This window comes from Qipengyuania sp. ASV99 (genome assembly GCF_047872805.1).
GTDB lineage: Bacteria > Pseudomonadota > Alphaproteobacteria > Sphingomonadales > Sphingomonadaceae > Erythrobacter.
Genome location: NZ_JBLQUK010000005.1, coordinates 30,764 through 41,069, shown reverse-complemented (window position 1 = coordinate 41,069; position 10,306 = coordinate 30,764). Strand labels below are relative to the sequence as shown.

The window sequence follows — 10,306 nt, the reverse complement described above, 5'->3', positions numbered from 1 at the left end:
CGCGCAGGAAAACTATGAGCAGTCAGTTACCGACCAGCACATCCAATGTTTCGGCCACCAGCCGGATTGCCCCGCTGCCCGATGCGCCCGCTTCAGATGCAGAATTGCCGCGCGCCGATGCCTATTTTAACCGCGAACTGTCGTGGCTGGCTTTTAACGAGCGAGTGCTGGCAGAGGCCGCTAATAGCAAATATCCGCTGCTGGAACGGCTCAGGTTCCTGTCGATTTCGGGCAGCAATCTCGATGAATTCATGATGATCCGCGTTGCTGGCCTTGTCGGTCAGGCGCAGCGCGGCATCGACAAACCGGCGATCGATGGCCGCACACCAACGCAGCAGCTCGCTGCAATCCGTGAAAAGCTGGCGCAATTGTCCGCGCAGCAACAGAACATCTGGCGCGATCTGCGCACCGCGCTCGCCGAAGCCGACATCCACATTGCCGATGAACAGCGGGTCAAACCGGCGGCGCATAAATGGCTGGAGGCGTTTTTCCTCGAAGAGATTCTGCCGGTTATCACCCCTCAGGCGCTCGATCCGGCGCATCCGTTTCCGTTTGTCCATAACGAAGGGATGGGGCTGCTGTTCACCCTTACCCGCGACGCGGATAAGGAACAGATCATTGAGATGATCCTGATCCCGACCGCGCTGCCGCGTTTCGTCCGCGTTCCCGATACCAATGGGGACGCATCAGGGGCGGGTCCGGGAGAGGCGCTGTATATCTCCATCGCCAGCCTGATTCAGCGCTATGCAAAAAAGCTGTTTCCCGGCTTCACAATCGAAGGCGACGGCCTGTTCCGGGTCTTGCGCGACAGCGATATCGAAATCGAGGAAGAGGCCGAAGACCTGGTGAGGACCTTCCGCAGCGCGATTCAGCGGCGGCGGCGCGGTCAGGTGATTCAGTTGGAACTGGAGGATGATTTCGACCCCAAGGGCGAGGCGATCCTGCTGGAAAAACTGGGCGTGCATGAAGCCGCCGTAATTAAGACCGACGGTATGATCGGGATTGACGGGCTTTCCGAAATTGTTGGCGAGGACCGACCTGACCTCAAATTTGATGCTTATTCCCCGCGCTATCCCGAACGCGTGCGCGAACACGATGGCGATGTCTTTTCTGCGATCCGCGACAAGGACATCATCATCCACCATCCATACGAAAGTTTTGAAGTGGTGGTCGATTTTATCCGTCAGGCTGCCGCCGATCCCGATGTGGTGGCGATCAAGCAGACGCTTTACCGCGCAGGCACACAAAGCGCGGTGATCAACGCGCTGATCGAAGCAGCCGAAGCAGGCATTTCGGTGACCGCCGTGGTTGAGCTTAAAGCGCGCTTTGACGAAGAGCAGAACCTCAAATGGGCGAGCAAACTTGAACGCGCGGGCGTGCAGGTCATCTATGGTTTCACCGATTGGAAAACCCACGCCAAAGTAGCCATGGTTGTGCGCCGTGAGGAGAGCGGGTTTCGCACCTACTGCCATTTCGGGACCGGCAATTATCACCCGGTGACCGCCAAGATTTACACCGATATGAGCTTTTTCACCGCTGACCCCAAATTGGGGCGCGATGCGGCAAAGATGATGAATTTTGTTACCGGCTATGTCGAACCGCATGGACTTGAGCTGATCTCGATTGCACCGCTTGATCTTCGTCAGGAAATTTACCGGCGGATCGACACAGAGATTGCCAATGCGGGCAAGGGCAAGCCCGCGGCAATCTGGATGAAATGCAACCAGATCACCGATGCGGGCATGATCGACCGGCTCTATGCGGCCAGCGATGCGGGCGTGAAGGTGGAATTGATCGTGCGCGGCATATGCTCACTGCGCCCCGGTGTTCCCGGATTGAGCGAGAATATTCGCGTGAAATCGATCATCGGGCGGTTTCTGGAACACAGCCGCATCTATGCCTTTGCCAATGGTCACGCCATGCCCAGCCCAAGCGCGGCGCTGTTCATTTCTTCGGCTGATTTGATGGGCCGCAATCTGGACCGGCGGGTCGAATCGCTGATTCCGATCCGCAACCGGACAGTGCATGACCAGATCCTGCAACAGGTGCTGCTCGCCAATATGCTGGATACCGAACAAAGCTGGTGGCTGCATGGCGACGGCAGCTATTCGCGGGTCGAAACCGACGGCAAGCCGTTCAACTGTCACCGTTATTTCATGACCAACCCTTCGCTATCCGGGCGCGGCGGGGCGTTGGAGGCCGGAGCGGTTCCCAAATTGTCGCTGCGTAAGGGCCGCGCTGGATGAATTCGAAACGCAAGCGGGGCGACCGCGACGGAATCTTTGCAGGCAACACGCCCGAACGCGCCATTATCGACATCGGGTCCAACACGGTCCGGCTGGTGATCTATGGCGGATCAATGCGCGCACCCACGGTGCTGCTCAATGAAAAAGTCACCGCCCGGCTGGGCCGTGATATTGCGCGCAGCGGCACTCTGGCGGATGAGGCGATTGATGCGGCGATGCGCGGGCTGGCCCGCTTTGCCTTGCTGATCGATGATCTGGAGATAGCGGACGTCGAAACCGTCGCCACCGCCGCCGTGCGCGAGGCCAGCAATGGCGCGGATTTCATCGCGCGGTTGCGTACGCTCGGTTACGATCCGCGTATCGTGTCTGGGGAAGAAGAGGCGCGGCTCAGCGCAAGCGGCGTGCTCGGCGCTTTTCCAAATGCTGGCGGTCCGGGGGCAGGGGGCAGTGTTGCCGATCTGGGCGGCGGCAGCCTTGAACTCGTTGCGCTTGTCGATGGGGAAACAGCGGGGGCGGTTTCGCTGCCGCTGGGGGCGCTGCGATTGCCGGAATATCGCGGCGACAGCGGCAAGAACACCAGCACTGACATGCAAACACAACTTGAAAAGGTGATTGCAAAGGCGGGGTGGGGACTTGCCAGCCAGTCAGGACATGTGCCCACGCCGCTCTATCTTGTCGGTGGGACATGGCGAGCAATGGCGGTGTTTGCGATGCAGGCGCGTGGGCATCCCCTGTCTGATCCGCATGGCTTTGAACTCGACCCTAATAGCGCGCGCAGCCTGACCGAACTGCTGATCGAAGAACCGCAGGACAATTTGAAGAACCGCAAGCGAATTTCTGCGATGCGCGCCGAAAAGCTGCCCGACGCGGCGATTTTGCTGCAGGCCTTGCTGGCGCAATTGCAGCCCAGCGCAGTGGTGTTTTCTTCATGGGGCCTGCGCGAGGGGCTGCTCTATGACCGTCTGCCCCCGCATGGAAAGGCGCGGGATCCGCTGCTGGCGGGGATTTCGGTGTTCGCCACCCAGCGCGGCGCTCCGCCCACGCTGGCGACCCGCATTGCTGCATGGACCGTCGATGCCGCGCCGTCGCGCAAGCATGGCAGCGAAAGGCTAAGACTGGCCGCGACCATGCTGGCGCTTGCCTCGATGCAGATAGAGCCCAACATTCGTCTGCCGCAGGCGATAGACTGGGCCATGCACAAGCGCTGGATTGCGGTTAGCGGGGCCGAACGGGCGATGCTGGCAGCGGCGATTGCGGCCAATGGCAATGCATTGGACCTGCCCAGCGATGTTCAGGCGCTGGCCTGTGAAGAGGCACTGGAAGAGGCGATCTGCTGGGGACTGGCGATCAGATTGGCGCGGCGATTGGGCGCGCGTTCGCGGCGATCCTTACAGGTCAGCAGACTGCTGGTGGAAGACGATGCATTGGTGCTGCGCCTAGCGACCAGTCACGCTGCATTGTTCGGCTATTCGACGGAAAAGGATATGAAACTGCTCGCCGCACGACTGGGCCGCGAATGGAAAGTCGAGATCGTGCCGGATGAGCAGCTGCGCACCGACAAAGACGCCTGATCCGAGGGGATTACTTGCCTGCGAAGGGCGAGAAATCGGTGTCAGTGTCAAACAGATCGACGCCTTCGGCCTGCTTCAGACGTCCCACGACGATATAAGTCACTGGGGTCAGCGCGGCCTCCCACAAGACTTTCAGCAGCCAGTTGGTGACGATCACCGTCAACACGTCCTGCGTCGTCCAGATGCCGAGAAAGGCGATGGGGTAGAATATCAGGCTGTCGACACCCTGCCCGAACACCGTTGAACCAATCGTGCGCGACCACAGCGCTTTGCCTTTGGTCCACACCTTCATTTTGGCAAGGATGAAGGAATTGATGAATTCGCCCGCCCAGAACGCAAGGATCGAAGCGAGCACGATCCGCCATGTGCTGCCGAAAACCTGCTCATAGGCGGCTTGCCCGTCCCATGATGCGGCGGGCGGCATGGCGACCACCACATAGCTCATGAAAGCCATGAAAATCAGCGCGGCAAAGCCGGTCCAGATCACGCGGCGCGCGCGGGCATAACCATAGACCTCGGTCAGGACGTCGCCGATGACATAACTGACCGGGAAAAACAGAATGCCTGCGCCGAATGTAAAACCTGCGACCGTCGAAAGCTTTGCCGCGCCGATAATGTTGGAAAGCAGCAGGATGGCGACAAACGCCGCCATGACATATTCGTAGAACCGGAAAGCGGCGGGCGCGCGGCTTGTCGCGGTGATCCCATCACTGGCATCATAATCGAATGCAGCAGCCATATCGGGTGCACCGTCAGGCGCAGCGGGGGTGTTTTCCATCGCTCATGATCTAGCGTGATTTGAATGCCGGGCAAAGCGCGCTATTGGAGCCAGCAACGCGCCCTTAGCTCAGCTGGATAGAGCACGGGACTTCTAATCCTGAGGCCGCAGGTTCGACTCCTGCAGGGCGCGCCAAATTTTCTTGATCTCCGTCGCCGCCGCACCGCTTGGCGCGGTCGAAAGGCGGGCAGCGCAGCTATCCCCGTGCCACGGTTTCCAGCAATTCGGCGGTGATTGGATAACCGGCATCCTGCATGATCGTCAGCATTGGCTGGCCGCTGCTGCTGTCCACTTTGGGAACGATGGTCTTGACCGGGATCGCCTCAGCCTGTGCGCGCGCTTCTTCGAAACTGGCGAAGAGCGCGAGTCGTTCGAGATTGCGGCGGGTGGGGAAAATCAACTTGATCTCGCCAGAATCCGCAGCATCCAGAGCTCCCTGCGCGCTGGTCCAGAACAGTCGCGTGTTCTCGGAATGGTCAATCGAGACATCCACCGCGCCAGTGCCGAGATTGGCGAGATAAAACCGCGTGTCGTAAACCCGCGTGATATTCTCATTCTTGGGAAACCAGCGCGCAAAGGGGATGATCTGCGCTAGGTCGAGCGACCAGCCAAACGCATCGAGCACCGAGGCAAGCGCGCCTGTCTGCGCGATCATCGCACGCGCCTTTGCCGCGCTATCCGCGCATATTTCGCCAGACAGTCCCAGCGCGAGTCCGGTTTCTTCGAGAGTTTCGCGGATTGCAGCGATTTGATGTGCGGCTTCATCTGGAGCGATCGCACCGTTCATTTCGGCGGACACAGCCGTGCCCAGTTCAATATCGGCCGGATCGACGCGCCCACCGGGAAACACCGCCATGCCGCCCGCAAAGGTCATGTTGCGCGACCGCACGGTCATCAGGATCTCCGGCGCGCCGCCCGCCGGGCAATCGCGGAAAATAATGATCGTCGCTGCCTGTATCCCTTCGGGACCATTGGAAGCGGAGGAGGAGGCGGATGAGGAATCGGTGATCATACAGCCTTTGATGGCGCGCGCGCCGCGACTTGCCAAGGGCGCTGCGCATCACTGTCGGCATATCTTACATTTTGGCCCATGGTTAACTTGATGAAACCATGTAACACATTGAAAAAAATAACATCATTGATTTTGGCATGGCCAATGCATATGAGACGGCGAAGCAAGTGGTCTTCAATTCTGAAGTGAAACGTTCCTGGTCTTACGGTTTCACTTCCCCGTGCAAGAAAGAGCCGCCTCGCCTGGTACAGCGAGGCGGCCTCTTTTTTGACCTGCCAAGACGCTGAAGAACGCGAATGCGTTCAGCCTTCGACTTTGGCGATGCCTTGTTCATCCATCAATTGTTTGAGTTCGCCAGCTTCGAACATTTCCATCATGATGTCGCTGCCGCCGACGAATTCGCCCTTTACATAAAGCTGCGGGATGGTCGGCCAATCGGAGAACGCCTTGATCCCCTGACGGATTTCCATGTCCTGCAACACATCAACGCTTTCATAGGCGACGCCGCAATGGTCGAGAATCGCAACCGCGCGGCTGGAAAATCCGCACTGCGGGAACAGGGGCGTGCCCTTCATGAACAGAACGACGTCATTCTCGGCGACAATTGCGGAAATACGGGAATTGGTATCAGCCATGATTGGGGCCTTTGGATATCGGTTGGAATGGATTGCCAATTACGTGGGGACCACCGTGGTCACTTGCAAGGCGTGCAGTTCACCGCCCATCTTGTCGCCAAACGCCGCGTAGACCATCTTGTGCTGAGCTACGCGGCTCTTGCCGGAGAATTGCGGTGCGGTGACCGTGGCGGCCCAATGATCGTTGTCCCCGGCGAGATCGCGCAGTTCCACTGTTGCACCGGGAAGCGCAGTCAGAATGGCCGCTTCGATATCTGCGCCGGACATGGGCATGGGATCAGGCCTCGCCCATCATCTGGCGTTTGGCCTCGATGGTCATTTCTTCAAGCTTTGTGCGAATATCGCTCTCGCTCACGTCGGTTTCGGCAGCGGTCAGATCGCCCAGCAATTTGCGGATCACGTCTTCATCGCCTGCTTCTTCAAAATCAGCCTGCACCACCGCTTTCTTGTAGGCGTCGGTTTCTTCGGGTGTGAGGTTCATCACCCCTGCCGCCCATTCGCCCAAGAGCCGATTGCGCCGTGCCGCAATGCGGAACGCGGTCTCTTCGTCCATAGCGAACTTGGCTTCTTCGGCGCGTTCGCGGTCCTTGAAATTGGTCATGACGGTCCCTCTTGAAAGTATGGCTGTGAAATAGGGGCGCGCTGCGGCCACGGCAAGCGCGCGGCCACTGCAAACGCGGGTTAATCCATGGTCACGACCAGCTTGCCCACGGCCTCACGGTTTTCAAGCTTGGCAATGGCTTCGCCCGCGCGTTCGAGCGGGAAGGTTTCGGAAACCAGCGGGTCGATTTTGCCGTCCTGCATCAAAGCGAACAATTCCTGCACCTGAGCCACGAACTTCGCCGGTTCGCGCGCGGTGAAAGCACCCCAGAACACGCCGCAAATGTCGCAGCTTTTCAGCAGGGTGAGATTGAGCGGCATCTTGGCGATCCCCGCCGGGAAGCCGACCACCAGAAAACGCCCTTCCCAAGCAATCGCGCGCAGGGCAGGCTCGGAATATTGGCCGCCGACAATGTCATAGACTATATTGGCTCCGGTCGGGCCGCAGGCTTCCTTGAACTTGCTGGCCAGTTCCTTCGATGCGTCCTTGTCCATTTCCTCGCGCGGGTAAATCACCACCTCGTCTGCGCCTGCTTTGCGGGCAACCTCGCCTTTCGCCTCGCTGGATACTGCCGCGACGACACGCGCGCCGTATGCCTTGGCAAGCTCTACTGCGGAAAGTCCAACCCCGCCGGCTGCGCCCAGCACCAGAACGACATCGCCCGCTTTGATATGGCCGCGGTCTTTCAGCCCGTGGATCGTGGTGCCGTAAGTCATCAGCAGCGAGGCGGCCTTTTCAAACGGCACAGTGTCGGGGATCGGAAACATCCGGCCAGCTGGCACAATAGCTTTTTCGCGCAGGCCCCCGTTGCCGATCCCGGCCATGACACGGTCGCCAACCTTGTAACCCTCGACCCCTTCGCCAACCGTTTCGACCACTCCGGCGATTTCGCCGCCGGGGGAATAGGGGCGTTCGGGTTTGAATTGATAGAGGTCGCGGATCATCAACGTATCGGGATAGTTGATGGCGCAGGCCTTTACTGCGATCAACACCTCGCCCTTACCTGGCACGGGCGTGTCGATCTCATCGAGCCTCAAGGTTTCGGGGCCGCCGATTTCATGGGTCTGGATGGCTTTCATGGGGTCGCTTTCCTTAAATTGCAGTGCCTTGCGCCAGCCACGGATGGGCTTGGTCGCGGCGGCTTTCAAATTTGCCGATAGCGTCGTGCCGCTCCAGCGTCATGGCCACTTCGTCGAGCCCGTTCAGCAGGCAATGTTTTCGAAAGGGATCAATTTCGAAAGTGAAGCGGTCCTGAAACCGCGTAGTGACGGTTTGAGCATCGAGATCAATGTCAATCGGTTCTCCAGCGCGCGCGACTTCCATCAATCGGTCGATAGCAGCCTGTGGTAGAACGATCGGTAATATGCCGTTCTTCACTGCATTGCCTGAAAATATGTCGGAATAGCTGGGCGCGATGACAGCGCGAATGCCAAGGTCGAGGATCGCCCATGCGGCGTGTTCGCGGCTGGAACCGCAACCGAAATTGTCACCGGCAATCAGGATCGGAGCACCGGCATTTTCCGGTGCATCAAAAACATTGCCGGGCACCGCGCGGATCGATTCGAACGCCCCTTGGCCAAGCCCCTCACGCGACATGGTCTTGAGCCATCTTGCCGGAATTATGATGTCGGTATCGACATTTTTGGCACCAAAGGGGATGGCGCGGCCCGCGACCCGAGCGACAGGTTCCATCATGCGATCCCTCAGTCCGTTTCGGGTGGTTCGCCCGAGGGGACCGTGCCCGATTGGCCGGTGCTCGTCTTGCTGCTGTCCGGGTTTTTCAGAAAGCGCTTGCCTGCATAGAGCAGCGCTGCCGCGACAGCCGCAGAACCGATGGTTGCCGCTGCGCCGATGGCGGCGTTGCGGGCGGTGCTGTGCTTTCCCGGTTCTTTGCTGGATGCATCGGGGTGGGTGTTGTCGGGGTTCTTGTCGGTCATGATCAGACCATGCTCCTGCGGGACGGGGGTTTCAAGCAAAGTTGCGTATCGCCTTCAATCAAACTCGCGCACATCGGCAAGCCGCCCGGCAATTGCGGCGGCTGCCGCCATTGCCGGGGAAACCAGATGCGTGCGTGCGCCGGGACCTTGTCGACCGACGAAATTGCGGTTGCTGGTCGAGGCGCAGCGTTCGCCCGGCGGCACTTTATCGGGATTCATGCCCAGACAGGCCGAACAGCCCGGCTCGCGCCATTCAAACCCGGCATCGGTAAAGATGCGGTCGAGCCCCTCTGCCTCGGCCTGCCGTTTCACCAGACCCGATCCGGGCACGGCTATGGCCCAGCGCACAGTTTCGGCCTTGCGCCGCCCTTTTAACACAGCGGCAGCGGCGCGCAGGTCTTCGATCCGGCTGTTGGTGCAAGACCCGATAAACACGTTTTCGATGGCCACTTCGATCATCGGCGTGCCGGGGGTCAGACCCATATAGTCGAGGCTTTTTTGAGCGGCGGCGCGTTTGGATTCATCGGCAAAATCCAGCGGGTCAGGCACGCGCCCACCAATCGCCACAACATCCTCAGGGCTAGTGCCCCAGGTCACCGTGGGTTCGATTGCCGCAGCGTCGATCACTACGCTTTTGTCGAACACCGCCCCTGCATCGGTATGCAGCGTCTGCCAATAAGCGAGAGCGGCGTCCCAATCTGCGCCCTTGGGGGCCATCGGGCGGCCTTTGATATAGGCGAATGTGGTTTCGTCCGGTGCGATCAATCCGGCACGCGCGCCAGCTTCGATGCTCATGTTGCAGACGGTCAGGCGTTGCTCAATGCTCATCCTTTCAAACACCGGACCGCGATATTCGATCACATGGCCGGTGCCACCAGCAGCGCCGATGACCCCGATAATGTGCAGGATCAGATCCTTTGCCGTGACGCCTGGGGCAAGCATGCCTTCGACCCGGATTTCCATCGCTTTCGAGCGTTGCAGCAACAAGGTCTGCGTTGCCAGCACATGCTCCACTTCGCTGGTGCCGATCCCGAACGCGAGCGCGCCCAATCCGCCGTGGCAGGCGGTGTGCGAATCGCCGCATACAATGGTGGTGCCCGGCAGCGAGAATCCCTGCTCCGGGCCGACGACATGGACAATGCCCTGTTCGGCCGCAGTTGCATCAATATAGCGGATGCCGAATTCGGGCGCGTTGCGTTCCAGAGCGGCAAGCTGCGCTGCGCTTTGCGGGTCGGCAATCGGCAATCGTTCGCCATTCGGGCCAAGCCGCGGCGTGGTCGGCAGATTGTGGTCGGGCACCGCCAATGTCAGTTCGGGACGGCGGACGCTCCGCCCGTTGGCGCGCAGTCCTTCAAACGCCTGAGGGCTGGTTACCTCATGCACCAGATGCCGGTCGATATAGATGAGCGCGGTGCCATCCTCGCGGGTTTCTACCACGTGGTCATCCCAGATCTTGGCGTAAAGCGTGCGAGGTTGACTGGCCATTTGGCTCTCTTTTGCAGGGTGGCGGGTGAATAATGTCAGGG

The 10,306-nt window shown here is 59.7% G+C and carries 11 protein-coding genes and 1 tRNA gene; 3 read left to right on the top strand and 9 right to left on the bottom strand.

What is annotated here, in order from left to right; translation table 11 throughout:
• Positions 1 to 14 precede the first annotated feature (14 nt).
• On the top strand, positions 15 to 2,246 hold the full coding sequence (locus ACM64M_RS07800) for an RNA degradosome polyphosphate kinase (protein WP_416228115.1): 2,232 nt from the start codon (positions 15 to 17) through the stop codon (positions 2,244 to 2,246).
• Positions 2,243 to 3,817, top strand: a complete 1,575-nt coding sequence (locus ACM64M_RS07795; RefSeq protein WP_416228114.1) for a Ppx/GppA family phosphatase — start codon at positions 2,243 to 2,245, stop codon at positions 3,815 to 3,817. Before ACM64M_RS07800 ends, ACM64M_RS07795 begins: the two co-directional genes overlap by 4 nt.
• Positions 3,818 to 3,827: 10 nt before the next feature.
• Here the strand turns inward: ACM64M_RS07795 and ACM64M_RS07790 are convergent, their stop codons facing one another.
• Complete coding sequence (locus ACM64M_RS07790) at positions 3,828 to 4,595, bottom strand: queuosine precursor transporter (protein WP_416228113.1); 768 nt, start codon at positions 4,593 to 4,595, stop codon at positions 3,828 to 3,830.
• A 58-nt stretch (positions 4,596 to 4,653) separates the two neighbouring features.
• Between ACM64M_RS07790 and ACM64M_RS07785 the strand changes: the two genes are divergently transcribed.
• A tRNA-Arg gene (locus ACM64M_RS07785) sits at positions 4,654 to 4,730 on the top strand.
• 61 nt (positions 4,731 to 4,791) lie between these two features.
• Here ACM64M_RS07785 and ACM64M_RS07780 read toward each other — a convergent pair.
• From ACM64M_RS07780 to leuC, 8 genes are all read right to left on the bottom strand, one after another.
• Positions 4,792 to 5,607, bottom strand: a complete 816-nt coding sequence (locus ACM64M_RS07780; RefSeq protein WP_416228112.1) for an NUDIX hydrolase — start codon at positions 5,605 to 5,607, stop codon at positions 4,792 to 4,794.
• Positions 5,608 to 5,909: 302 nt separating this feature from the next.
• A complete protein-coding gene (grxD, locus tag ACM64M_RS07775; protein WP_416228111.1) occupies positions 5,910 to 6,242 on the bottom strand; it encodes a Grx4 family monothiol glutaredoxin in 333 nt (110 codons plus the stop codon).
• A gap of 39 nt (positions 6,243 to 6,281) precedes the next feature.
• Positions 6,282 to 6,515 carry a BolA/IbaG family iron-sulfur metabolism protein gene (locus ACM64M_RS07770; RefSeq protein WP_416228110.1) on the bottom strand — a complete coding sequence of 78 codons (234 nt, stop codon included), beginning with the start codon at positions 6,513 to 6,515 and terminating at the stop codon, positions 6,282 to 6,284.
• 4 nt (positions 6,516 to 6,519) lie between these two features.
• Positions 6,520 to 6,843, bottom strand: coding sequence for a DUF1476 domain-containing protein (locus tag ACM64M_RS07765; protein WP_416228109.1), 324 nt, complete (start codon positions 6,841 to 6,843; stop codon positions 6,520 to 6,522).
• A gap of 80 nt (positions 6,844 to 6,923) precedes the next feature.
• Positions 6,924 to 7,922, bottom strand: a complete 999-nt coding sequence (locus ACM64M_RS07760) for an NADPH:quinone oxidoreductase family protein (protein ID WP_416228108.1) — start codon at positions 7,920 to 7,922, stop codon at positions 6,924 to 6,926.
• 13 nt (positions 7,923 to 7,935) lie between these two features.
• Positions 7,936 to 8,535, bottom strand: coding sequence for a 3-isopropylmalate dehydratase small subunit (gene leuD, locus ACM64M_RS07755; RefSeq protein WP_416228107.1), 600 nt, complete (start codon positions 8,533 to 8,535; stop codon positions 7,936 to 7,938).
• A gap of 11 nt (positions 8,536 to 8,546) precedes the next feature.
• Positions 8,547 to 8,780 (bottom strand): isopropylmalate isomerase, encoded by a 234-nt coding sequence (locus ACM64M_RS07750; protein WP_416228106.1) that lies wholly within the window; start codon positions 8,778 to 8,780, stop codon positions 8,547 to 8,549.
• A gap of 54 nt (positions 8,781 to 8,834) precedes the next feature.
• Complete coding sequence (gene leuC / locus ACM64M_RS07745; protein ID WP_416228105.1) at positions 8,835 to 10,265, bottom strand: 3-isopropylmalate dehydratase large subunit; 1,431 nt, start codon at positions 10,263 to 10,265, stop codon at positions 8,835 to 8,837.
• Between the last annotated feature and the right edge of the window lie 41 nt (positions 10,266 to 10,306).

Bases quoted from the DNA above. Each gene is read 5' to 3' on its own strand.
- ACM64M_RS07795 (WP_416228114.1), top strand. From the start codon at position 2,243: ATGAATTCGAAACGCAAGCGGGGCGACCGCGACGGAATCTTTGCAGGC.
- ACM64M_RS07770 (WP_416228110.1), bottom strand. From the start codon at position 6,515: ATGCCCATGTCCGGCGCAGATATCGAAGCGGCCATTCTGACTGCGCTT.
- ACM64M_RS07750 (WP_416228106.1), bottom strand. From the start codon at position 8,780: ATGACCGACAAGAACCCCGACAACACCCACCCCGATGCATCCAGCAAA.
- ACM64M_RS07765 (WP_416228109.1), bottom strand. From the start codon at position 6,843: ATGACCAATTTCAAGGACCGCGAACGCGCCGAAGAAGCCAAGTTCGCT.
- ACM64M_RS07800 (WP_416228115.1), top strand. From the start codon at position 15: ATGAGCAGTCAGTTACCGACCAGCACATCCAATGTTTCGGCCACCAGC.
- ACM64M_RS07780 (WP_416228112.1), bottom strand. From the start codon at position 5,607: ATGATCACCGATTCCTCATCCGCCTCCTCCTCCGCTTCCAATGGTCCC.
- leuD (WP_416228107.1), bottom strand. From the start codon at position 8,535: ATGGAACCTGTCGCTCGGGTCGCGGGCCGCGCCATCCCCTTTGGTGCC.
- grxD (WP_416228111.1), bottom strand. From the start codon at position 6,242: ATGGCTGATACCAATTCCCGTATTTCCGCAATTGTCGCCGAGAATGAC.
- ACM64M_RS07790 (WP_416228113.1), bottom strand. From the start codon at position 4,595: ATGGAAAACACCCCCGCTGCGCCTGACGGTGCACCCGATATGGCTGCT.
- ACM64M_RS07760 (WP_416228108.1), bottom strand. From the start codon at position 7,922: ATGAAAGCCATCCAGACCCATGAAATCGGCGGCCCCGAAACCTTGAGG.
- leuC (WP_416228105.1), bottom strand. From the start codon at position 10,265: ATGGCCAGTCAACCTCGCACGCTTTACGCCAAGATCTGGGATGACCAC.